Below are 23,426 nucleotides of genomic sequence, written 5' to 3' on the forward strand. Positions count from 1 at the left end.
TGCATTTTCAATTAAAACTTTTATTTTATGTTCATTCTCAAATTCGGAAAGCAATTTGTAGTTGGAGGTTGCTGTTGTATAGTTTTTGTCTAAAAAACCCATAAATTTAACTGTGTTTCGATAAAAACAGGTTTGTTTTCATTGGTCATATTATCTCTAATTAGTCTGTGGTACAAATCAGCAAACACAATCAAGGCGATCGCTAGTTACACTGGATCACTATCAAGCCTCATTTTCACCTCTCGGTTTGATAACTTAAGAATTGTAAAATGCTGATGAAAACCCGCATATATATGCTCATAGGCTTCCTTCTCAGCCTAATTTTAAGTATTTTGCCTGTAGCAGACAATTTTACTATTGCTGCCACACCCACAGCAGTTGTTTCACCCCAAGCTGTTGTCTCCTTCACCCAAGGAGTGCATAAAACAGTATTAGATAATGGTTTAACTATCCTCACCAAAGAAGTGCATACTGCACCTGTAGTAAGTGTACAGGTTTGGTATAAAGTCGGCTCGCGCAATGAAACCAAGGGAGAAAACGGTATTTCCCACCAGCTTGAGCATTTGATGTTTAAGGGAACTAAAGAACGTCCCGTGCAGTTTGGTCGATTGTTTAATGCTTTGGGTAGTCAATTCAATGCTTTCACCAGTTACGATGAAACGGCTTACTTCGGGACAGTGGAACGCAACAGACTAGATGCACTCCTGACTCTAGAAGCAGACCGCATGAAAAATGCTTTGATTGATACAGAGCAATTAACTAGTGAAAAACGGGTAGTAATTTCTGAGTTACAGGGGTATGAAAACTCTCCTGAGTATCGTTTAAATCGGGCAGTGATGCGAGATGCTTTTCCCAATCGCGCCTATGGTTTACCTGTAGGTGGTACAAAAGCCGATGTTGAACAATTTACAGTCGAGCAGGTGAGAAATTACTATCAAAAATACTACAGTCCAGATAATGCGACTGTGGTGATTATCGGCGATTTTGTCACAGAAAATGCTCTGAATACGGTTAGAGACACCTTTGGCAAACTACCAAAGAGAGCGCAAGAGCCTCAAGTCAGTTCCCCTAAACCTTTTTCTCCGTCAAACAAGCTCATCAATACTGCTAGTAAATCACCGATAATTTTGCAAGAACCAGGAAGTGCAGCTTTATTACAAGCTGTATATCCCCTACCCGATGTTCAGCATCCTGATGTTCCAGCAATTGATGTGATGGATGCAATTTTGACGGGGGGACGTAGTTCTCGACTTTATCAAGCTTTGGTGGAATCTGGGTTGGCTAGTTCTGTTGGTGCTAGTGCAGTAGAACTGATTGAACCAGGATGGTATGAAATTAGTGCGACAGCAGCATCAGGACAAAAGTTAACCAAAATTACAGAGGTATTGCAAACATCTTTAGCGCAACTGCAAAAGCAGCCTGTTTCCTTAACAGAATTGAATCGTGCTAAGACCCAACTACAAGCTTCCTTTGTACTGGGTAATCAAGACATCACCAGCCAAGCTACTCAATTGGGCTATAGTCAAACGATCGCCGGAGATTATCACTATATCGAAAAGTATTTAGCAGCGATCGCTAATGTCACCCAGGCTGATGTTCAAAGAGTCGCCAAAACCTATCTCAGTCCCAACAAAAAAACCATCGGCTATTTTGAACCAACTCAAATCGCAGATGAAGGGGGAACTCCCAATCTTGGTTCTGGCCGCACCGCCGAGAACTTCAACCCTGGTAAACCAGTAGATCCGGCAGAATTGGCGAAATATCTGCCTGCTATCACCACATCTTCAGATATTAGTAAACAATCTCTACCACAGCAGTTTTCCCTCACCAATGGGTTGCGGGTGCTGTTATTACCTGACCACAATCTCCCCACAATTAATTTAAGTGGACAAATTGACGCAGGTAGTGAGTTTGATGGTAACTCCAAAGCCGGATTAGCCAGTATCACAGCTAGTAATTTAATGAATGGCACAAAGACTAGAGATGCTTTAACCTTGGCGCAAACTCTAGAAGATAGAGGTGCTGGTTTAAATTTTGGGGCTACACGGGAAGGAGTTAGTATCAGTGGGGAAGGATTAGCAGAGAATTTACCGTTATTAATGCAAACTCTGGCTGATGTTCTGCAAAATGCCACATTTCCCAATGAACAGCTAGAACTTAGCCGTCAAAGAGCATTAACCAGCTTAAAAGTGCAATTAGATGATCCTAGCGGATTAGGCAGAAAAGTATTTCAGCAAGCAATTTACCCAGAAAATCACCCCTTTCACAGTTTCCCCACGGAGGAAAGTTTAAAAAATATTACTCGTGATGATGTACTGCGTTTTTACCGCAACCATTACCGACCAGATACGACGACATTGGCTTTAGTGGGTGATTTTGACCCAGCAGAGGTGAAAGATTTACTCAGTCAATCTTTGGGTAAGTGGCAAGCCATTGGTCAACCGCCTGTCCTCAAATTACCAACGGTGTCATTACCGCCAAATATCACCCGCATTAATAAGGTGATTCCTGGTAAAGCCGAGGCTATCACCTATCTTGGTTATAATGCGATTTCTCGCAAAGACCCCCGTTATTACGCTGCTTTGGTGCTGAATCAGATTTTAGGTGGGGATACCTTATCTAGTCGCTTGGGTACAGAAGTACGCGATCGCTTGGGTTTGACCTATGGTATTTATAGCGGCTTTGCAGCCGGTGTGAATCCTGGCCCCTTCTTAATTCAAATGCAGACTGCACCCCAAGATGCCAATCGGGCGATCGCTAGCACTTTAGGATTACTCAAACAGTTACGTGAACAGGGTATTACTGAAGCCGAATTAAACACGGCGAAACGTTCAATTACTAACAGTTATCCTGTGGATTTAGCTAATCCTAGTAATGTGTCTAGCATCATTTTAGATAATGCAATTTTGGGACTACCACCAGCAGAAATTCGAGAATTTCCCCAACGTATTCAATCTGTAACTATGGCTGATGTTCAAAAAGCCATTCAAGATTTGATTAATCCCAAAAATCTCATCATTGTGACTGCCGGAACGGTCAAATAATTTTAGATTGTAGATTTTAGATTTTGGATTGAATCTAAAATCCAAAATCTAAAATTCGGACGTTTAATCCTACATCCAAAGGTAATACCAATTCAAAATTCAAAATTAAGAAAGCGATACTCAGTAAACCTTTTAGGTTTTGCATCTGTATAAAAAAGCTGCACAAGTTTAGGCAAATCACTTTTTGCAGGTTCACCTTTATTCAACCATTCCATTAAATCAGCAGGGTCTAACCAAAAACTGGCAATAAAATCATTCTGACTATAATCTGGGTCGCTATCTAATTTAATTTCATAAACTTTCATAAAAGCAGACACCTGATAATCATGTGGTGTTAAATACCCCAACAACTTAATCTTAACCTTGTTTAAATCTATCCTCAATTCTTCTTTGAGTTCACGATTTAGAGCATCTTCGTAAGTTTCTCCGCTTTCAACATGACCACCCATGCTAACATCAAGACAAAGGGGGAAAATGCTTTTTTGTGCAGAACGTCGAGGTATCCAAAGTTGTCCTCTTGAATTAATAACAAAAGCATTCACAACTCTAAAATTACACAGGCTTTGACTATAGATTTCTGAGCGTTTCTTTTTCCCAATGACGCAATCATTTTTATCTACAATGTCAAGAATCTCATCATTGTGTGTCATACTTTGTCAACGCACTAGATTATTTTTATTGAATTGATCAAGAGTAGCTCATCTGGAATTCCTATATTTCCCCTAACTCACCTTCAAACTGCTCAAAAAGAGTGATTGTGAGTGAGAATATAATCAGTTAAAGGATGTCATCATGATGCGAATAGCCGCAATTACAGAAGTGATTACCAGCTTAACTGATGTCGAAACCCGATTTGCTCTGGAGCGAGTCGAGGATGAGCAGTTTTTCCCAGAGTGGTTTACAGAACTTCCAGAAATTAATAATACTGAAAAAGATGCTTTGGATGTTCTGCGGCGCAGGTATATATATCATCGTGGTGGAGGTAATTTGTTAGAGGGGACAGTGATGTTGTTAGTAGTTTCCCCCTTATTAGCATTAGCCGGATTTTATGATCCTCCTTTTAAAATCAAAGCTGAATCATCAGTTGAGTTAATCATCAATGATGGTGAGGAAGTCCTACGCGGACGAATTGATGTTTTGGTGTTACAAAATCAGTTTTGGGTGGTAGTTTTAGAGTCTAAAAAAACCACGCTTTCAGTTTGGTCTGCAATACCACAAGCACTTGCTTACCTCATGGCTAATCCTCATCCCCATCAACCTGTATTTGGTGTGGTGACTAATGGGGATGATGTTTTATTTATCAAATTGCAGCAACAAGATATTAGTCAATACGACTTATCACGGGTATTTGCGCCGTTGTCTTCTAAACAAGAAATGTATACGATTCTGCAAATTCTGAAACGTATTGGTCTTCAAACAGGGCAAAAGTAAAAGGGCAAAAGGCAAAAATAACAATAAAAATGGTTGTGAACCATCTAATTTGATTTATTCATCAATTTGCCAAGAATCTTTAGTTACTTCTTCGTCTAGAATTTTTCGTGGACGAACAATGATGATGATTTTACCCAGAATGGGAATTTCGGGTTCTGTTTGAAACCACTGAAAATCTAACTCGCCGCCGTTATCGACCACAAAATAACTAAAATCATTCCATTCCCGTTGGCTACGGTCTATGACGACTAACACAGGGCCGGGTTGGGTATGTTGGTTAGGGAAGCGATCGCTTGTTGCTAAAATTACCACTGGGTCTTCTGCACCTAACAACACTTGCCAACCAGGTAAGGCTACCCAAGCTTGTTCCCCAGCAAATTTGACGATGCGGAATGGTTCAATTTCTTCTACTAGGGGGACGGCTTTGAAATCTTGGGGTGTTAAAGGTAATTCGCCCACCACAGGGACAATGCGGGGTAATTCCTCTTCGGAATCAAAGCGATAAAAGGGCGGAAGGGGGGCAGGACGTTGAGAAACAACCGTAAAATCAACTAATAACTGTTCAATTTGCTTTCTAGCTGTTGGCGTGTGAGCAAAACGTAAACCCTTAGCAATTAAACGCGATCGCTCTTGTAAATCTGTGTTTTGTCGTGCTAACTTCCAAGCCTGATAGGCGACAGCATCTCCTGGATGGTCAGAAAACCCTTCTGGTAAGGTGCGAAACCACGAAAAATCTTTAATGGCTTTGGCGATTTCTCTGGCTTCTTCTAAATTGAGTTTATGCTCAAAAGTCAGTTCCGCCGCCGCCGCGCGTTGTTCTTGGGTGAGTAAGCGCAGTTCATATAAAACATCACTACCGCGAGTTGCATAATGCGATCGCGCCGCTTCCGATGCACCAGCTTTTTCTAGGGAACTATAGACTTGCGCGCCTACAACCACCTGATTTTGTTGAATCGGCTCAAATCCTGTCGCTTCAAAAATCTCTTGGGGATTGTAACCGGATTTTTGTAGAGTCGCGATCGCTAATCCCCATTCCACCCAATTACCTTGTTTTTGTCTCAGTTTGCGTAACAATTCTGCTGCTGAATCCGCAGCATTTTCAGGATTGGGATTGTTGGGTGATAAGTCAGTCATAATCTCAAAGTGCAGTTACTACCACAGAGGCTTATTGACACCGCGTTGGCAAATCTTATTGTAATCTTTATCCGCCTACTATATATACACCCTACCGTTAGTTAAAATTTTGCGTTACAAATAACACATCACAGCTAGCAAGAACTATCTTGGTAGATTTCCGCAAGGCTGAAAAGAAATAATCTACTAAGCTGGGTAAGCATATACAGCTATAAATATTTTTACAGGTAATGTCCTATGGCTGATACTATTTCCGACATCCAAAGAAATCATCGTACAATGGCAACTTTAGAAAGACCGAAAAAACTCAAAATCTTAGTAGTTGATGACGAACCAGATAATCTAGATTTGCTATATCGCACCTTTCGCCGAGATTTTCAAGTCCTGAAAGCTGAAAGTGGTATCAATGCGTTGGAAATCTTAGCGGTAGAGGGAGAAGTAGCTGTCATCATCTCTGACCAACGGATGCCAGAAATGAAAGGTACAGAGTTTTTGAGTAAAACTGTACCACAATTTCCAGATACGGTGAGGATAATTCTCACGGGATTCACGGATATAGAAGATTTGGTGGAAGCGATTAACGCCGGACAGGTGTACAAATATATCACCAAGCCTTGGGACCCTGGGGAACTCAAAGCGGTTGTACAACGCGCCGCCGAAACCTATGACCTACTCAAACAGAGGACAGAAGAACTACGCCGCGCTAACGCCCAAATGTCCTTGTTAACGGTGTTAGTACAGGTGACTCAAGCCGCCGAAAATTTAGAAGCCATCCTCACACCGGTTGCCACAGCATTTTGTGATAGCTTTGCCTCTGATAGCTGTATTTTGCAGCTAGTGAACAACAAAACACTCACACCCACCCAAGGGTTTTATTCTCCAGAAGGCACAGTCAAGAACTGGCTAGACCAAGATCCTCTCACAAGTGAAGCGATCGCCAGTGGTCAAATGCAAGTTGCCCTCAATGTTGCCAAAGAAGCCAAACTAGCAGGTGCAACCCATTACCAAGAAACGGGTGTCCAAGCTCATTTAGTCATCCCGATTGCTTACCGCAGCGAAATTTTAGGTGTATTATCCCTCCAGTGGCATCAACCAAGTTCTCTAAGAGAAGATGAACTCAATCTGATTCGTCTCTCAGCTGAACTAGTAGCGATCGCGATGAAAAGTGCTGAGTGATTGAGTGCTGAGTGCTGAGTGCTGAGTGTTGAGTGTTGAGTGCTGAGTGTTGAGTGCTGAGTGATGAGTGCAAAAATTTAAATTAAGAGTCCATAGTCAATAGTCCATAGTCCATAGTTAAATAACTAATGACCATTGACTAATGACTAATGACTAACGATATTCGCGCCATTTTTGACCGTATCGCGCCTGTCTATGACCAATTCAATGATTGGTTAAGCTTGGGACAACATCGCATCTGGAAGGAAATGGCCATTAAATGGAGTGCGGTTCAGACTGGGGATACCTGTCTTGATTTATGTTGTGGTAGTGGTGATTTAGCCTTGAGCTTGGCTAGACGTGCAGGGACAAACGGTAAAGTCTATGGAGTGGACTTTTCCGCCAACTTGCTTGCAACCGCTAAAGAACGCTCCCAAACTCATTACCCCCAATTTGCTATTTCCTGGGTAGAGGCGGATGTCCTGAATTTACCCTTTGAAGATCATCAATTTGACGCTGCGACGATGGGCTATGGTTTAAGAAATGTCAAAGATATTCGCCGCAGCCTCCAAGAACTACACCGTGTCCTTAAGCCAGGAAAAAGAGCAGCCATCTTAGACTTTCATCGCCCCAATAATCAGCAATTTCGCGCCTTTCAACAATGGTATTTAGATCATATAGTTGTGCCTATGGCCGAGCGTATGGGGATGAAGGAAGAATACGCTTACATCAGCCCCAGCTTAGACCGCTTTCCCCAAGGGAGAGAGCAAGTAGAGTTAGCCTACGAAGTTGGGTTTACCTCAGCCACACACTACCCCATTGCGAACGGTATGATGGGAGTATTGGTAGTTGTTAAATAGGTCATGGGACATGAGGAAAGTAAAAAGTCAAAAGTAAAAAGGTGAGCCATTGCGGTGGACGGGTTTCCCGGCATAAAGCAAATGGCGAACCCGAAGGGTAAAAGAGTTTTTCTTTTGAATTTTACCTTTCGCCTTTTTACTGACTATTTCTCGTTCCCTAATTATAAATCCAAAAAACTGTGGATTGGTCTTCTGTTTTACTGTATGTATCGCCCCCTGTATTGGGTGGAATTATTGGCTATTTCACAAATGATATAGCCATCAAGATGCTATTTCGTCCTTACCGCGCAATTTATATTGCTGGTAAGAGAGTTCCATTCACTCCTGGCTTAATTCCGGCAAATCAGGAGCGTTTGGCTAAAAATATTTCTGATACAATCATGGGGTCGTTGTTAACACCCGATGAACTACAAAAACTCGCGCGGCGATTATTAGAAACTGAGCGAGTACAAGGGGCTATTCTCTGGTTGTTACAACTGGCAATAGACCAAATTAAAACTGATAAAAACCAAAAAACTAGTAAGGTTGTTGCCAGTATTCTGCGCGATTTGTTAGGAGAGTCACTACCGCGTCTATTGAGGGTACTAGCTAGACAAGAAGACTTTTTAGAACCACAAATCAATCAGATTTTTGACCAAATATTATTAGAGTTGCAACTGAGCGATGAGCAAGCAACACGGTTAGCTGATTGGTTTTTAGAAGTAGTTTTACCACCAGATGTCTTAAGACAAGCAATCATAGATTTTTTAACCGATCGCACAATTCAAACTATCGATGAAAGTTTCCGCGAAAAAACTAGTGGTACTTATTGGGTAGTGGCGAATTTGTTTGGTTTACGAAACACACTCACTCGCTTGAGAACTTTCTGCTTAGATGAAAAAGAAGCGACTAATGAGAGATTGCAGGATTTAATTAAAGATTTGCAGATGCGCGATCGCTTCAAAAAAATTCTCCAAAATTTATCGCTGCAAAATCTACCAATCGGGACAGTTCGTCAACTCCGCAAAACTACACGAGAAACAGTCCGTCAGTACATTCAAACTAGTGGAAGCGATTTACTACAAGGACTGACTGAATCTGTAAATTGGGAAAATATTGCTAAATTACTCTTAAATCGCCTGAGTAATTCACCTGTAGTTATGACTTCTTTAGAAGTTGTCTCTCAAGAGTTAGCACTGATTTTAGAAAGATATTTAGAAAAGGATTTAGAGCAAATAGTAACTCAGATAATTCCGATTTTATCGATAGATCAAGTAATTGTTGACCGAGTAAAATCTACATCTCCTGCTGATTTAGAAAATGCAATTGAAGGGATTGTCAAAAATGAATTACAAGCAATTGTCACTTTAGGGGGAATTTTAGGATTTATTGTTGGTTTATTACAAACCGGATTTTTATTTTTTACTCGATAGTTTTGGGGATGGTGATAAAGGCAAAAGGCAAAAGGCAAAAGGCAAAAGTGAAAATAAAGGAAAAGATTATTTTGCATTTTTACTTTTTCAAGTATTGGTAAATTAGGAGACAAGGGAGACAAGGGAGAATATTATTTTTAATGCCCAATTCCCTATGCCCAATTCCCTTAATTTACAGATTGATGGCGATTTTCCATGATGGCATTAATTGCTGCGTAATTAGTTTGATAATTTGGTAGTTTGGCTTGAGCTTGTTCGTAAACAGAACTACTTTTGGGAATCGATTGTAATAATTTAATTGCTTGCTGCCATTTATCTTTTGCTTGTTGCCAAGCTATTAGTGAGTTGGGTGCATTTTCCATGAAAAACTTTGCTTCTGTGGCGAGTTTTTCGGCGGCTGCTAATTTGGCTACAGCGTTCTTTTCTGTATTAGCTCTTTTGGTGATGGCAATATAATTACGTCGATAACGAATGAGTCTTTCCTGCGCTTTTACAGATACTGATGTTTCTTCGGGAATGCTTTGTAAAAGTTCAATTGCCTTTTGCCATTTGGATGCTGCTTTTTGCCACACTGGAAGTGTATGGGGGGGATTTTGAGCAATGAAGGAAGCTTCTGTCCCTAGTTTTAAAGCTGATTTAAAAGTATTTTCAGCAGTATTTTCTTGATACAAATTCACAGCCATACGCTGAATTTGTATAATCTGAGTTTTAGCAAACCAGCCACCTATCCCTAAGACGATTAGCCCTGAAAGAATAAATGACAGTTTTCGTAGAGCCTGATATGAGGAGTTAAATTCCTTTTTGTTGATGGATATTTTATGGCTTCTTGGCTGGTTATGCTGATGTTTTATTTTAGAAATTGTATTTTTAAAATCATCGATTTTATGGGTGTAAATATCACATTCATTAAGAATTTCAGTTAATTCTCGGAAATTATTATTAGTAGATATGATTAATCCATGAGCATCATCTAACCATTCTATAGCAAAGCCATTTTTACCACAGAATGATGATAAAGCAATCATTATAGTTAAGAGTCCTTGACTATTTTGAATAGTATTTTTAACTAATGATAGTCTGGTTTGGAGTTGTGATAATTCTGCTTCAAATTTTAGTGTTTGTTTGGCAGATAAGTTATTATGCAAGCTATTTTCTAGTTCCAGAATTTGAGTTGACAAACTAGCATAATTCAGATAGAGATTAGTTTGATTAACGAGGTTAGCATCGCTTAAAATATCAGAGGCGATCGCCTGCAATAAGTCACCCCATTCTAACCAGCAATTAATTTTTGATTGTAGAGTAGTTACAGATATCTCTGTATGAGGATTGCCAAACTTTTCTGTAATGGATTCTATGTTGCCGGTGATGGCAGGATTAACTTGTAAAATAGTGGGAATCGTCAAAGATTTAGCAGTACGGGGTAGGGTACTGATATTACTTATCTGATTATTCGCACGACGTAATTCTTGGGCGATCGCCTGTCTAATAGTGCGGAGTTCTTCTTGGGCATTATTAATCAGGATCACCTGTTGCATAATGTCCTGGGAACTACCAATAGTTAGTCTGAGTTTATAAATAATTTTTGGCAGTTCATTAATTAGCACTTCTATATCAGTCATAAACATCCGTTGAGGATTTGCAAAATTTCTTAACAAGAAGCAATTTCCAACTCACACTGATAATCCCTAGACTTTCTGTTGAATGAGTAACTTTACCGACTGTTTTGATCAGTAGGTAAAAGCGATGAATTGTTAAATCGCAAAAACGATAGATTTATAGTTCCCGAAAATTTTGCTAAAGTAACAACGCTGTTTGGTCAATGGTCAATAGTCATTAGTCAATAGTCATTAGTCAATAGTCATTAGTCAATAGTCATTAGTCAATAGTCATTAGTCAATAGTCATTAGTCAATAGTCATTAGTCAATAGTCATTAGTCAGCACTCATTACTCATTACTCATTACTTCTACCTTGTCTCCCCAATCCCCAGTCCCCAGTCCCCAGTCCCCAATCCCCAATCCCCAATCCTATGAATGAAACTGATTTAGCTTTTACTCCAGCACTAGAGTTAGCAAAATTAATCCGGCGGCGGGAGTTATCGCCGTTGGAGTTGGTGGAAATCTATTTAAATCGCATTCAGCAGTTGAATCCTCAATTGGGTAGTTATTTTACGGTGACGGCGGATTTAGCGATCGCTGATGCTACTGCGAAGACGGAACTAATCACACAAACATCGGAACTTCCGCCGTTTTTTGGTGTACCGATTTCGATTAAAGACCTCAATCCGGTGGCTGGTGTACCTTGTACCTACGGTAGTCCAGCACTATTGAATAACATTCCCGAATTTGATGATGGGGTTGTGAGTCGTATTAAACAAGCTGGATTTGTTATTTTGGGCAAAACCGCTACCTCAGAATTAGGTTCATTTCCTTACACTGAACCTACTGGTTTTCCGCCAGCTAGAAATCCCTGGAATTTAGAATACACTGCTGGTGGTTCTAGTGGTGGTGCAGCAGCAGCAGTGGCCGCAGGATTATGTGCGATCGCTCAAGGTTCAGATGGTGGCGGTTCTATTCGGGGGCCTGCGGCTTGTTGTGGTTTAGTGGGAATTAAACCGGCACGGGGTAGAGTCAGTAAAGCACCTGTAGGTGAACGTTTAGCGGGAATTGCTGTTAATGGCCCTATCGCTCGGACTGTGGCAGATGCGGCAGCGATGTTAGATACTATGTCTGGTTACGTTACAGGTGATCCCTACTGGCTACCAGATCCAGAACCATCGTTTTTGACTGCGGCTACAACTCAACCAAAAAATTTACGTGTTGCTTTTACTACTGGTATTGCTCCCTTGGGTGAGGCTGATGCTACCTGTAAACAGGCTGTATTACAGACAGTCAAATTATTAGAACAACTCGGCCATCAAGTGACAGAAATGTCTTTGGATCTGAGTGCTTTAGTGGAACCATTTCAAATTGTTTGGCAATCGGGAATTACGGCTTCTGGATTACCAGCAGAAATATTGCAGCCTCTCAACCGTTGGCTATTAGCGCAGACTGGTTCGGTTGGTGAATATATTCAAGCTATTTATAGTATGCAGATAGTAGCACGCCAAATTGTGCCACTGTTTGACAATATAGATGTGTTGGTATTGCCTGTTTATTTACATTCTCCCATCCGTGTAGGAGAGTGGGCGGCTTTAAGTCCTGAAGATACATTTCAACAAATTGTGAATTGGATTGCACCTTGTCCACCAGCCAATGCAACCGGACAACCTGCGATCGCTATTCCTGTGGGTTTTGATAGTAATGGTTTACCCATGAGTGTGCAACTTCTCGGCAAACCTGCGGCGGAAGCTACACTCATTAGTCTTGCAGCACAACTAGAAGCCGCTAACCCTTGGATTCAAAACCGTCCAAATTTGGCGACGCAATACTAATTTAAAATTCAAAATTCAAAATTCAAAATTCAAAATTCAAAATTCAAAATTCAAAATTCAAAATTAAGAAAGCCAGTAGCCAGTAACGCACCTCCTCTAAAGGCTTTGGTGCGTTACGGCTTACGCCTAACACACCCTACAATGCTACATATACTACATACGCCACTTAAATCCCCCACCACAGACAGTTCCTGTTCCCTGTTCCCCTTTAACACAATTTAGGGGGTTTAAATCCCCGTTACAACACGTAATTGCGAATTGCGTTAGCGTAGCGGGACGTTAGTCCATTGCGAATTGCGAATTGTGAATTGATTTAATGTCTGCATTTCGCGCCTTGGGGCGTAGCATCAGGGTAGAAAGTAATAATTGCCTGATCCTTTCTTACAAAAACGTTAGGAAAAGTTTTGCCTGTTTCTTGATCACGCACATTATAAATGCAAGCTCCCTCTTTATTCTTTTGCTTTTTAAATGCGAGTGTAGTATCTATCAGCATTTCTTCGGCATTGCTGATATAGCTATAACCTTTGATGACATCTCTGATAATTTTATTGCCTTGTTTAATTACTACACCCATCGTATAAATTACACCTGGGACAACTTCTTCGCGCTGCTGATTGTTTGGAAGTCTGCCACCAATACCTTGATTTTGTAGTTGTAAATATCTACCGTAAAAATGTAACCCACCAATATCATTGGCATTATATATTTCACCACAAAATATGTGTTCAAAACCACGCCGTTTGAACCAAATATTAGTTAAGTCTTCAATAAATTGTGTCTTGGTTTTACGTCCTGGTAACAGTTCACCACCTGTCACTTTTTGTAGTTTTTGCAGTACCTCTGGATGCTCAGATAATAACTGTTTAAATTGATTGCGATTTACTTTTGTCCCAACAGCACCACAGGTATTAAGTACAGCTTGGTCGAAAGCATTTAATCTTGGTGCAGGTGGTGTAATATCTACTCGTTGTCCTCTGGGAAAACCTACAGAAACGGGATTATCTACACTATCGAAAAAAGGTAATAATGCCTGCTGTGATTGAGCCTTAACTTGATTTTGGATATATAGGGGACTACTCAGCAATAAGATAGTAAATATTCGCAAAGTTGTGGATAGCTTGGGGTTAAACATAAATTTAAGTGTCGTTAAATGTTGCGTTTTGCTGACAATTTAACACCAAAAAATAAAGACGCAAAGCATTTTGGAATACCTTTGCGTCTTATTACTAGATTTCAAAGAATTTTTTAAACTTTCTTCAACCAGCTAAACATGGCGCGTAAATCTTTACCGACTTCTTCAATGGGATGTTCAGCTTCTTGACGACGCATAGCGGTAAATCCAGGTTTACCAGCTTGGTTTTCTAATACGAATTCCCGTGCAAACTGACCAGATTGAATTTCGCTGAGAATCTTCTTCATTTCAGCTTTGGTTTGGGCGTTGACAACGCGAGGCCCACGGGTGTAATCGCCGTATTCAGCAGTGTTAGAGATACTATCGCGCATGGTGGCTAAACCACCTTCAACTACTAAGTCTACAATTAGCTTAACTTCGTGCAGACATTCAAAATAGGCTAATTCTGGTTGATAACCTGCTTCTACTAAGGTTTCAAAACCTGCTTTGATTAATGCGCTTAAACCACCGCATAATACTGCTTGTTCGCCGAACAAATCAGTTTCAGTTTCTTCCCGGAAAGTGGTTTCGAGAATACCGGCGCGAGTTCCACCGATACCTTTAGCGTATGCCATTGCGCGATCGCGTGCCTTACCGGTAGCATCTTGATACACAGCAAATAATGCGGGTACACCTTGTCCTTGTTCATAAGTGCGTCTGACTAAATGACCAGGGCCTTTAGGTGCAACCATCACAACGTCTACATACGCAGGGGGTACGACTTGTGCAAAGTGAATATTAAAACCGTGGGCGAAGGCTAATACATCACCTTCTTTCAGATTTGGTTCAATTTCGTTTTTGTAAACTGTTTTTTGTACCTCATCAGGTAGCAAAATCATAATAAAGTCGGCAGCACTAGCCGCATCTGCCACACTTTTGACCGTTAAACCAGCAGCTTGGGCTTTTTCGGCTGACTTACTACCCGGATATAGTCCCACAATTACATTTAAGCCACTATATTTCAAATTCAGGGCGTGGGCATGACCTTGAGAACCATAACCGATAATAGCGATGGTTTTTCCAGCCAAAAGGTCTAAATTGGCATCTGCGTCATAGTACATCCGGGCCATACAAAATATCTCCTGTCAGCAAGCTTTGTCATTGATTGGCAGGTTTTTGATTGTACCTTAAATTGTGTCACTACGGATCAAGGGATTGGGGACTGGGGAGACAAGGTAGAAGTAATGAGTAATGAGTAATGAGTAATGAGTGCTGAGTGTTTGGTAATCAATTCTTTAATTTTGAATTTTGAATTGATTTGAGTGCTGTTAGCGGTAGCGCGGCGTTTAGCTGGTGCTGAGTAATTAGATCTGACTATTGACCAATTATTCCTTGATGGTACAAGCCCCTAAATTCATTTATGGAATAAATTTTAAACTTTGCTTGGTTCAAGCCCCCGGATTTATCCGTGGGCATTAATTGCGAATTGCGAATTGCGAATTGCGAATTGTGTTGACTATTTTGTCTGCTGATCTATTTTTTGGACTTCTGCTTCCGATAGTTTTACGTTGACGGCGTTTATTGAATCTTCGATGCTAGAAATTTTGCTTGCGCCGGGGATGGGTATGATGCAAGGAGATTTAGAACGTAACCAGGCTAATACGATACAGTATACAGATACGCCTTTGGCTTGAGCTAGGTGGGCGATCGCGGGAATCTCTTCTAAGTTTTGATGGCGACGACGACCACCGAAGGGACTCCAAGGTAAAAAGGTTAATCCTGCTTGTTCGCAATACTCTAACACTCCGTCAGTTTCTGGCTGGCGTTCCCACGGACTATATTGATTCTGTACTGAAACAATCTCTACTACGTCTTGTGCTTGTTTAATTTGTGCGACGGAAAAGTTGGAAACTCCCACAAACCGAATCAAGCCTTCGGCGACGGCTTCTTTAACTGGGGTGAGGGATTCGGCAATTGTGTATTCTGGGTCTGGTGAGTGATATTGCCACAAATCAATCGGTTTTTTACCACCTAAAGCCTCAAAACTAACGCGGATAGTTTGACGCAAGTGTTCGGGGCTACCATTGCGTACCCAACTTTGATTCGGACGCATTAAACCGCCTTTAGTAGCGACAACTACTTGGCTAACATCTCCCTGGTAACTGCTGAGTGCTTTGTGAATGAGTCGTTCATTGTGGTGTTTGTCTGATTCATCTTGACAGTAGGAATCGGCAGTATCAATAAATGTTATCCCCAAATCTAAGGCTCGATGAATTAGCTGTATAGATTGCGATTCTGGGGGGCGATCGTATATTGACATGGGCATAGCACCCAAACCAATCGCACTGACAAAGATACCCGTTTTCCCTAGTTGTTGGTTTTCCATGCTTATCGCTTGAGTTGATGGCGTTGCTAAAACTATTTAGTAGCGAGTTTCATTTATTTTGACAATTGATCTAGAGAAATAGGGTGGAGGAAAGATGTAGTAAAAGATATGGTCTTGATTTCAGTAAGTTTATCTCTATAGAAATTTCGGTTACATAAATTGCAACAATCCCAGCTTTTAATTTTCCCTCAGTGATACTGAAATTAATTACATCTATCTGAGGGTAAATTATGACTATATCTATCACCCAGAAACTACCGCGCCAATCAGCTTTATTGATGAGTGCGCTATTAGGAGGGATGATTGTTTCTAGTTGTGCAGCTGCGCCTGACAATTTTGCTAATAAATCCTTACCGCCAAGTGCGTCAGAAAAGCAAGCTGCAATCTCGGCTGATGCTACTGGGAATGTTGCTGCAAATCCAGAAGCCCCATCAGTACCCCGTAACCGTCCTCAATTGATCAAAAAAGCAGCTATGACCTTAGTTGTGGATTCCGTAGATAAAAGTATTGCTGCTGTGACCAAAATTATTAGTAAACAACAAGGGGATCTGATTAGTTTAAACGAAGATCAACCGACAAGCAGTAATTCCCGTCATACTGCATCTATACAACTACGAATTCCCCAAAATCTTTTAGAACCGACCATAGAAGAGTTAGGGAAATTAGGCACAGTTGAAAACCGTAACATTACAGCAGAAGATGTAGGTAGTCAGTTAGTTGATTTTCAAGCCAGATTAAATAATCTTCGTAAAACGGAAGCCAATTTGCAAAAAATTATGGATCGGGCTGGTTCTGTGAGGGATGTACTGACTGTTGCAAAAGAACTCAGTAATGTCCGACAAACTATTGAACAAATTGATGCTCAGTTAAAAAGCTTACAGAATCAAGTCGCCTATTCTACTATTACTTTAAACTTAGAAGCTACTATCTCTAGCAGTAGCCCACAACGTGCGGTGGGTTCACAAGTATATGAAACTTGGAATAATTCTACTCAATCTTTAAGTAACTTTACGGTTGGGTTATTAAAATTGGGGATTTGGTTAATAGTTTACAGTCCTTATATGTTGATTGTGGCGGCTGGTTTTTATGGTTTACACCGTTGGCGACGGAATCATCTATCACGATTAAATCAGTCTTCTGAATCGGTAAATGGTCAATAGTCAATAGTCATTAGTCATTAGTCATGAGGAAACAGAATCTTTAATTTTGTAGCTTGCTTCCCGAAGGGTATTTTGTAGGCGCAAGCTTTGTAAAAACACTAGGATTTAGTTCGTAGTAAGGACTTTAGTCCTTTGCTGTTGGCGCAGCGTCTTGTAGAGAGAACTAAATTTTTCACTACAAACCTTTAATTGTTTACCTTGTTACATTTAGATTTGGTGTGAAAGTTACGTTCATAGCGATTTCTGAGCGCAATGAGATTTGTTGCTGTAAATTTTTTAGTAACCCGATGGTGTTTTGTAAGTTTGTGGTTTCTCCTTGTTGGTTAAAGTATTTGACTGCTTGTCGCAAATCTGCGATCGCTGCTTGTTCATGACCTATTTGATGGTAAGCTATACCCCGATTAAGGTAGGCTTGGGCATTTTCAGGATTGAGCTGGATGGCGGCGGTAAAATCTCTGATAGCACCGGAAAAATCACCGCCTCTGCCACAAACACAACCGCGATTGTAGTAACCTCGATGATTATTGGGGTTGAGAACAATGGCTTGGGAAAAATCTTCAATGGCTGCGGATAAATCTGATAATTCAAACCAAGCCAATCCTCGGTCATTATAGATATCGGCTGGATATAAGTTAGCTGTAGGAGAAATATTCTTCAGTGCCGTATCATAATCTGAGATAGCTTGTTGATGATTTCCTAACATGGCGTAAGCTAGACCTCGATTGTAATAGGCTCTAAAGTCATGGGGTTTAAGAGTGATGGCGTGATGATAGTCTCTGATCGCCTGTTGATATTTTCCTAGTCTGTAGTATGCTAATCCCCGATTGAGATATGCTTCTACGTTTTTAGGGGTGAGATGTAGAGCCTGATTGCAATCAGCGATCGCATTTTGATAGTCTGCTAATTGTAGATAGGCTAGACAGCGATCGCTATAAGCCGGCGCAAAATTCTTTCTCAACCGTATAGCCGCCGTCAAATCGGGAATAGCTTGTTGATAATTCCCATGTTGCAGTTGATCTATCGCTGACTTGAGAAATACATCTGCGGTGTTCGGTTCTTGAACTCTAGATAATGAGTGTGCAGGTAAAATCCACAATAGACAAACAAATGTAACCGCAATTCCAAAATTGCAGATGAAGAGATAAAAGCGATTCATGAGATATGGGAAATTGTGTGAGGAGAACAAAACCTGTAATTGATACACTCCTGTTAATTAATCACACTAAACCAGAACGCAAGGCGACAACCGCAGCTTGCACACGGTCATCTACTGCTAGTTTATTCATAATCCCTCGGACGTGGGTTTTGACGGTGTTGGGACTGAGATAGAGTTTTTCGGCTATCTCTGGGTTACTTAAACCTTCTACCATCAGTTTTAACACTTCTAATTCCCTTCCTGATAAATTAGCAGTGTTACCTGTGGGTGTGGGTGGTTTGAGGTGATCAACTACTCGCCGTGCAATTTGCGGATCTAAGTAAGTCGCACCATCAACAGCCGCCGCGATCGCATTTAATAATCGCTCTACAGTCGCCCCTTTGATACAATAAGCGTCTGCACCGCTAGATAGTGCGGCAATAATTTCTGTTTCCGTTTGGTGGGATGTCAACATCACTACATGAGTTTGGGGGAGTGCAGCTTTAATTTGTTGTGTAGCTGCAATTCCATCTAATCGCGGTAAACCAATATCCATCACCACTAAATCTGGTTTCAGTGTCAGTGCTGCTTGTACACCCAAATAACCATCCTCTGCTTGTCCCACAATATTCAACTGGGGATGAACCATTAATGATTGTTCTAACCCCAATTGCATCATCGGATCATCTTCTACAATCAACACCCGCAAAGGTGAAGCATCTCTGGGTAAATTTAAGGTATAGCCAGTGTTCAAAGACATAGTTGGGAATGGAGAATGGTGAAGGGGGAATGGAGACTGGAAGGAGGACAAGGGAGACAAGGAGGACAAGGTAGCAGGAGAAGAAACTAATGACTAATGACTATTGACTAATGACTAATGACTATTCCTCAACCCTATAACCTAACTCGGCTAACCTGACGCGTGAATGTCGCCATTTGGGTTGAACTTTGACGAATAATTCTAGATAGACTTTACCAGAAATCAATTTTTGAATTTGTTCTCTTGCTGAACTACCTATGGCTTTTAACATTGATCCGCCTTTACCGATGAGAATCCCTTTTTGAGAGTCGCGTTCAACGTGGATAGTCGCCATTACACGGGTAATGTTTGGTGTTTCTTCTACTTTATCAATGGCGATCGCTACAGAATGAGGAACTTCTTCCCGCGTCAACAGTAAAATCTGTTCGCGAATTAATTCGCCCATAATAAATCTTTCTGGTTGGTCGGTTACTAGGTCGGGTGGATAGTATAAAGGGCCATAATCTAAATGTTCAATTAATGTTGTTTGCAGTTGGGGTAGTTCTGCACCAGTGATGGCGGAAAACTTGACTATCGGCCATTGATGGGTAGCTGCTAACTGTTGATAACTTTCATCGAGGCTTTGGGGGTTTTCTGGTTGTTCGTCAATTTTATTGACACCTAAAATTACAGGTGTGGGACTGTTAACTAGTAAGTCAGCAATGAAGCGATCGCCTGCACCACAAGCTACTGTTCCATCCACCACAAATAGGACTAAATCCACCGAATCAATCGCTATTTTAGCATTTTGTACCAGTACCTCACCTAATTGATGATGTGGTTTGTGAATTCCTGGTGTATCTACAAAAATCATTTGTGCATCTGAGGTGGTGACAATTCCCCTCAAACGGTTGCGTGTTGTTTGTGCTACGGGTGAAGTAATAGCAATTTTTTGTCCCACTAATTGATTCAGCAGCGTAGATTTACCGACGTTAGGACGGCCGATAATGCCGATAAAACCTGATTTAAACTCAGGAGGAGCTTGAGGAATCGATACTGCTTCTGATAAAGATAGGATGTGATTATCAATACTAGTCACTGTCAGTTCCACCGTTATATTTTATGGTTGAGATTTAATAGGTATAAGTCTTGACGAACACACTCGAAAAACATCAATTCACCCTAAGAAGTGCGGGGAACTAGTCTTTAATCTTAGTTTAATCTACTACTAAATATATTTTGCTTTGATTTCTTGAAAATCAGATATGAACAGACAATCAATAAAAATCATCGTTCTTAAAGGAGATTGCTTTTAATGCAATCTTGTGATTTTGAGGATAAGAATTACAGAGATTTACAAAATATCTTAAATCTGTATTTATCTTTAAAATATTTATAATTTCGACTCTAGTGATTGTTAACAAATATCAACTAATTAATTATTCCCATGACAAATTCGCCCTGATTTACGGCTTGATTGGTGGAAATATCATAAACTAATCCATCTTCAGCCGCACAGACATCAATCACCGATGGTAGTTGACTTTCCTTATTAAAGCTAAGGATTTGATATAGCCTTTCTCCTGCTTTAATTTTTGTACCTAAAGGGACTCTAGCTTGGATCATTCCACCTGCGATCGCATGATATTTTTGACGATAGCTACTTTTAGCAAAATACATTTCCTGAGATGAAGTGCATGATAAGTTTTGCAATACATTTTTTTGAATTAAGTAATTCTTGATACCCTCAACACCTTTTTTTACAGAATCAGGATTAATCTGCATACCAGCACCTAATTCTAAAGTCCACGCTTCGACATCAAATTTAATTTCCCTACCCAATTGTCGCAAACAATCTTCCAAAGCTAGCCAAGGTTTGATAAAAGCTTCATCAAAAGCATCCCCATCATATTTATCTAAGAGAATTCCCAAATCTAGTAAAAAATATTTAGCACTTGACTCGCGATCGCGGAAATAATAAACATAGTCTAAGCCTTGATTAGTAGAACTATGTAAATCAATTAAATAGTCAGCATCTAGACTTAGAGACTGGAGTTGATAACGAAATAGCTCGGTATAGGGGACACTATAAGGAGAATTGATCGCCTCTAAATTTTGGGAGAAGTATTTTTTGATTACATTTAAATAATTTTGCCGAATCGTTGCTAACTCTTCATAAATTTGAGACTTAGCAAAGGTGAGTAAATCATTGTTATGTTTCTCATAATCCCAAAATATGCGATTCCAATCTTTATATTCATAAGCACAATGGCGGCCTGGTGAAAAATGTTGTGCGCGTTCATTAGTTCCCATCGGGTTACAAACAGGAACTAGCCAAACTTCGCCTATTAAATCATGCTCATTTACTGATAAGAGAAATTCAATTAATTGATGTATGACTGCATTTCCAGATATTTCTGCACCGTGGAGATTAGATTGGATATAAACCTTTTTACCGGCTTGTGAACCGATGAATTTATATATTTGTAAAAATAGGCGATCGCCTGAAGCCATTTGGCGTAAAAATCGAGTTTCAATTTGAGGCTGCATATAAAAATAGGGAACAGAGTCAAAAGTTTATTTATATCATAATTATGAAACTATCTCTCAGATGAAAATCAGCCTCAGCACCTTTGTGAACTACAGCCCAGTATGTTATATGATTATCTGGTTGTTTTATAACAGTAGTAATTGCAACTTCTAAAGATTGTGCAGATGAAATAATTTGATTTAAATCAGAATTCAATGAAATTATCAAACTATCTGGATGAGATTGCACACTAAAAGGAAGCTGATTAAAAGCTGTTTCCTCTTGCATTCCTTGACGATAACCATCAAATCTATATATGTTCCAATCTCCAGCCGGAGAAAGATTAAATTCCCAATAACGGGGAGAATTCCGCACACCTAAGAAGAATTCAAAACAGGTATTCTCCCAAAGTTCATTTTTGCGAGTTGGTATATCTACGAGTGGAGGAATAACGACTTGTTTTAAATCACCCGTTAATTGGTATGTAATCGCCAGTTGATTATTTTCCCGGCTAATATTCCCTGTAATCTTTAAATCAGGTGAAGGTTCAGCCGATGGGAAAGGTTGTAAAGAAAATGTTTGTTTAGTCATTAGTCATTAGTCATTAGTCATTAGTCATTAGTTTTTACTCAGCACTGGCTAAACGCCGGGCTACTGTTAACAGCACTCATTACTCATTACTCATTACTCAGCACTCCCCTAAACCTACATTTCATTTCATATCTTGAATGATTTGGCGAATCTGATGTTCTTGAGATTCTATACTTTCAGTCAACTTAAACTGCACGATCGCTCTTGCTAAGTTATGCTCTGGATGCTTGACTTTAAAATAGACATTCCCTGCTAAATAGTCAGCAAAAAACCGCAGTCCTAACTCAAAGGCGATGAGGCGAATTCCATCGTACATATAGGTGTAATCGTTCTCAGTTAAAAAGGCTTTGGCGACTGCGAGATAACCCTGTAATATTCCCCGACATAAATCCGTATCAAAATAGATACTATCCCAATCGGCTGTTTCCTCTCCAGCCGGATTACACCCAGAACGCAAACAATCTCCAATGTCGTAATGTACCAATCCTGGCTTCACTGTGTCTAAATCTATGACACTCACTGCTTTCTGAGTCGCAGTATCAAACATGACATTGTTAATTTTGGGATCGCCGTGCATTAAGCGTAAAGGTAACTTACCTTCAACTTTGGCATTTTCTAGGATATGAGCAAAGGTAGTGCGATCGCTCACAAATTGCAAGCAGTAATTCACTTCAGGAGATGATTTTGGTGTTATTCCCGCTAAAACTTCTTGATAATGTTGCAAATAAAGTGGCGTAATATGAAATCCTACGAGGGTATCTGCTAATTTTTCCGGTGCTAAGTCGCTAATTAGGTTATGGAACATCCCCAAGGCGTAGCCAATTTCCTGCGCCTGTTCTAGACTCTGCATCGTGTCGAAAGATTGGGAATTTCCGATAAAGCTGATTGCACGCCAAAAATTACCCGTCGTATCAATACAATAGTCTTGAGCTTCCTGAGTTGATAATACACGCGGTATTTCCCAACGACGGTTTAAAGGCTGACGCTGTAAACTTTGGTAAATATGCTCAGTGAAGGTACGCATATTCTGCATAATCAGTTGGGGTTGACGAAACACCTGTGTATTAATTCGTTGCAGAATAAAATGCGGTTCTTGAGCATCAACAGTGACTAGAAATGTGTCATTAATATTACCACTGCCAAATGCTTGAACATTGGTGACTTTACCTGGAAGTGCGAATTGTTCAGCAATTGTAACCAGATTTTCTAAGGTTTGCGACCTGATAACCGTTGTCATATGCGTTTTTACTACTCCCCACACACAAAATTGCACTACGGCAATAGGAAACTATAGTAACTTAAGTTT

19 protein-coding genes are annotated in these 23,426 nt (G+C 40.3%); 7 read left to right on the forward strand and 12 right to left on the reverse strand.

The window, feature by feature from the left end:
- Positions 1-275 precede the first annotated feature (275 nt).
- A complete protein-coding gene (locus tag ACQFX9_RS24865; protein ID WP_427162993.1) occupies positions 276-3,044 on the forward strand; it encodes a M16 family metallopeptidase in 2,769 nt (922 codons plus the stop codon).
- 92 nt (positions 3,045-3,136) lie between these two features.
- Here the strand turns inward: ACQFX9_RS24865 and ACQFX9_RS24870 are convergent, their stop codons facing one another.
- Entirely contained in the window at positions 3,137-3,694 is a 558-nt protein-coding gene (locus tag ACQFX9_RS24870; RefSeq protein ID WP_427159246.1) for an NUDIX hydrolase, read from the reverse strand.
- Positions 3,695-3,836: 142 nt separating this feature from the next.
- Here ACQFX9_RS24870 and ACQFX9_RS24875 point away from each other — a divergent pair, with 142 nt between their 5' ends.
- Entirely contained in the window at positions 3,837-4,475 is a 639-nt protein-coding gene (locus ACQFX9_RS24875; RefSeq protein ID WP_427159247.1) for a type I restriction endonuclease, read from the forward strand.
- Between the two features lie 54 nt (positions 4,476-4,529).
- Here ACQFX9_RS24875 and ACQFX9_RS24880 read toward each other — a convergent pair whose 3' ends face one another.
- A complete protein-coding gene (locus ACQFX9_RS24880) occupies positions 4,530-5,609 on the reverse strand; it encodes a RuBisCO accumulation factor 1 (protein ID WP_427159248.1) in 1,080 nt (359 codons plus the stop codon).
- A gap of 237 nt (positions 5,610-5,846) precedes the next feature.
- Between ACQFX9_RS24880 and ACQFX9_RS24885 the strand changes: the two genes are divergently transcribed.
- The 3 genes from ACQFX9_RS24885 to ACQFX9_RS24895 all read left to right on the forward strand — a co-directional run bounded on the left by ACQFX9_RS24885 (position 5,847) and on the right by ACQFX9_RS24895 (position 9,036).
- Entirely contained in the window at positions 5,847-6,785 is a 939-nt protein-coding gene (locus ACQFX9_RS24885) for a response regulator (protein ID WP_427159249.1), read from the forward strand.
- A 149-nt stretch (positions 6,786-6,934) separates the two neighbouring features.
- Entirely contained in the window at positions 6,935-7,624 is a 690-nt protein-coding gene (ubiE, locus tag ACQFX9_RS24890; protein ID WP_427159250.1) for a bifunctional demethylmenaquinone methyltransferase/2-methoxy-6-polyprenyl-1,4-benzoquinol methylase UbiE, read from the forward strand.
- Between the two features lie 179 nt (positions 7,625-7,803).
- The gene (locus tag ACQFX9_RS24895; protein WP_427159251.1) at positions 7,804-9,036 is read left to right on the forward strand and encodes a DUF445 domain-containing protein; all 1,233 of its coding nucleotides are present in this window, start codon (positions 7,804-7,806) and stop codon (positions 9,034-9,036) included.
- A 167-nt stretch (positions 9,037-9,203) separates the two neighbouring features.
- Here ACQFX9_RS24895 and ACQFX9_RS24900 read toward each other — a convergent pair whose 3' ends face one another.
- On the reverse strand, positions 9,204-10,655 hold the full coding sequence (locus ACQFX9_RS24900; RefSeq protein WP_427159252.1) for a hypothetical protein: 1,452 nt from the start codon (positions 10,653-10,655) through the stop codon (positions 9,204-9,206).
- 409 nt (positions 10,656-11,064) lie between these two features.
- On the opposite strand from ACQFX9_RS24900, the gene ACQFX9_RS24905 reads away from it, so the two are divergent.
- Positions 11,065-12,468, forward strand: coding sequence for an amidase (locus tag ACQFX9_RS24905; RefSeq protein ID WP_427159253.1), 1,404 nt, complete (start codon positions 11,065-11,067; stop codon positions 12,466-12,468).
- A gap of 313 nt (positions 12,469-12,781) precedes the next feature.
- On the opposite strand, the gene ACQFX9_RS24910 is transcribed toward ACQFX9_RS24905, so the two are convergent.
- The 3 genes from ACQFX9_RS24910 to ACQFX9_RS24920 form a co-directional block, all read right to left on the reverse strand.
- Positions 12,782-13,600: an EndoU domain-containing protein gene (locus ACQFX9_RS24910; protein WP_427159254.1), complete on the reverse strand. Its 819-nt coding sequence runs from the start codon at positions 13,598-13,600 to the stop codon at positions 12,782-12,784.
- A gap of 113 nt (positions 13,601-13,713) precedes the next feature.
- The gene (gene ilvC / locus ACQFX9_RS24915) at positions 13,714-14,709 is read right to left on the reverse strand and encodes a ketol-acid reductoisomerase (protein ID WP_427159255.1); all 996 of its coding nucleotides are present in this window, start codon (positions 14,707-14,709) and stop codon (positions 13,714-13,716) included.
- A 386-nt stretch (positions 14,710-15,095) separates the two neighbouring features.
- Positions 15,096-15,965, reverse strand: a complete 870-nt coding sequence (locus ACQFX9_RS24920) for an aldo/keto reductase (protein ID WP_427159256.1) — start codon at positions 15,963-15,965, stop codon at positions 15,096-15,098.
- Positions 15,966-16,195: 230 nt separating this feature from the next.
- On the opposite strand from ACQFX9_RS24920, the gene ACQFX9_RS24925 reads away from it, so the two are divergent.
- Positions 16,196-17,125, forward strand: a complete 930-nt coding sequence (locus ACQFX9_RS24925) for a DUF4349 domain-containing protein (protein WP_427159257.1) — start codon at positions 16,196-16,198, stop codon at positions 17,123-17,125.
- A gap of 193 nt (positions 17,126-17,318) precedes the next feature.
- Here ACQFX9_RS24925 and ACQFX9_RS24930 read toward each other — a convergent pair whose 3' ends face one another.
- The 6 genes from ACQFX9_RS24930 to ACQFX9_RS24955 form a co-directional block, all read right to left on the reverse strand.
- Positions 17,319-18,281, reverse strand: coding sequence for a tetratricopeptide repeat protein (locus tag ACQFX9_RS24930; protein WP_427159258.1), 963 nt, complete (start codon positions 18,279-18,281; stop codon positions 17,319-17,321).
- A gap of 61 nt (positions 18,282-18,342) precedes the next feature.
- Positions 18,343-19,020: a response regulator gene (locus ACQFX9_RS24935; RefSeq protein ID WP_427159259.1), complete on the reverse strand. Its 678-nt coding sequence runs from the start codon at positions 19,018-19,020 to the stop codon at positions 18,343-18,345.
- Between the two features lie 121 nt (positions 19,021-19,141).
- A complete protein-coding gene (era, locus tag ACQFX9_RS24940; RefSeq protein ID WP_427159260.1) occupies positions 19,142-20,098 on the reverse strand; it encodes a GTPase Era in 957 nt (318 codons plus the stop codon).
- A 332-nt stretch (positions 20,099-20,430) separates the two neighbouring features.
- Positions 20,431-21,549, reverse strand: coding sequence for a succinylglutamate desuccinylase/aspartoacylase family protein (locus ACQFX9_RS24945; RefSeq protein WP_427159261.1), 1,119 nt, complete (start codon positions 21,547-21,549; stop codon positions 20,431-20,433).
- A 31-nt stretch (positions 21,550-21,580) separates the two neighbouring features.
- The gene (locus ACQFX9_RS24950; RefSeq protein WP_427159262.1) at positions 21,581-22,120 is read right to left on the reverse strand and encodes a DOMON-like domain-containing protein; all 540 of its coding nucleotides are present in this window, start codon (positions 22,118-22,120) and stop codon (positions 21,581-21,583) included.
- Between the two features lie 121 nt (positions 22,121-22,241).
- A complete protein-coding gene (locus ACQFX9_RS24955; RefSeq protein WP_427159263.1) occupies positions 22,242-23,357 on the reverse strand; it encodes a phosphotransferase enzyme family protein in 1,116 nt (371 codons plus the stop codon).
- Between the last annotated feature and the right edge of the window lie 69 nt (positions 23,358-23,426).

The organism is Aliinostoc sp. HNIBRCY26 (genome assembly GCF_050235535.1).
Lineage (GTDB): Bacteria > Cyanobacteriota > Cyanobacteriia > Cyanobacteriales > Nostocaceae > Trichormus.

What these genes read in the sequence shown, in the direction of transcription:
- ACQFX9_RS24865 (WP_427162993.1), top strand. Translation starts at nt 276, where the DNA reads ATGAAAACCCGCATATATATGCTCATAGGCTTCCTTCTCAGCCTAATT.
- ACQFX9_RS24870 (WP_427159246.1), bottom strand. Translation starts at nt 3,694, where the DNA reads ATGACACACAATGATGAGATTCTTGACATTGTAGATAAAAATGATTGC.
- ACQFX9_RS24875 (WP_427159247.1), top strand. Translation starts at nt 3,837, where the DNA reads ATGATGCGAATAGCCGCAATTACAGAAGTGATTACCAGCTTAACTGAT.
- ACQFX9_RS24880 (WP_427159248.1), bottom strand. Translation starts at nt 5,609, where the DNA reads ATGACTGACTTATCACCCAACAATCCCAATCCTGAAAATGCTGCGGAT.
- ACQFX9_RS24885 (WP_427159249.1), top strand. Translation starts at nt 5,847, where the DNA reads ATGGCTGATACTATTTCCGACATCCAAAGAAATCATCGTACAATGGCA.
- ubiE (WP_427159250.1), top strand. Translation starts at nt 6,935, where the DNA reads ATGACTAACGATATTCGCGCCATTTTTGACCGTATCGCGCCTGTCTAT.
- ACQFX9_RS24900 (WP_427159252.1), bottom strand. Translation starts at nt 10,655, where the DNA reads ATGACTGATATAGAAGTGCTAATTAATGAACTGCCAAAAATTATTTAT.
- ACQFX9_RS24905 (WP_427159253.1), top strand. Translation starts at nt 11,065, where the DNA reads ATGAATGAAACTGATTTAGCTTTTACTCCAGCACTAGAGTTAGCAAAA.
- ACQFX9_RS24910 (WP_427159254.1), bottom strand. Translation starts at nt 13,600, where the DNA reads ATGTTTAACCCCAAGCTATCCACAACTTTGCGAATATTTACTATCTTA.
- ilvC (WP_427159255.1), bottom strand. Translation starts at nt 14,709, where the DNA reads ATGGCCCGGATGTACTATGACGCAGATGCCAATTTAGACCTTTTGGCT.
- ACQFX9_RS24920 (WP_427159256.1), bottom strand. Translation starts at nt 15,965, where the DNA reads ATGGAAAACCAACAACTAGGGAAAACGGGTATCTTTGTCAGTGCGATT.
- ACQFX9_RS24925 (WP_427159257.1), top strand. Translation starts at nt 16,196, where the DNA reads ATGACTATATCTATCACCCAGAAACTACCGCGCCAATCAGCTTTATTG.
- ACQFX9_RS24930 (WP_427159258.1), bottom strand. Translation starts at nt 18,281, where the DNA reads ATGAATCGCTTTTATCTCTTCATCTGCAATTTTGGAATTGCGGTTACA.
- ACQFX9_RS24935 (WP_427159259.1), bottom strand. Translation starts at nt 19,020, where the DNA reads ATGTCTTTGAACACTGGCTATACCTTAAATTTACCCAGAGATGCTTCA.
- ACQFX9_RS24945 (WP_427159261.1), bottom strand. Translation starts at nt 21,549, where the DNA reads ATGCAGCCTCAAATTGAAACTCGATTTTTACGCCAAATGGCTTCAGGC.
- ACQFX9_RS24950 (WP_427159262.1), bottom strand. Translation starts at nt 22,120, where the DNA reads ATGACTAAACAAACATTTTCTTTACAACCTTTCCCATCGGCTGAACCT.
- ACQFX9_RS24955 (WP_427159263.1), bottom strand. Translation starts at nt 23,357, where the DNA reads ATGACAACGGTTATCAGGTCGCAAACCTTAGAAAATCTGGTTACAATT.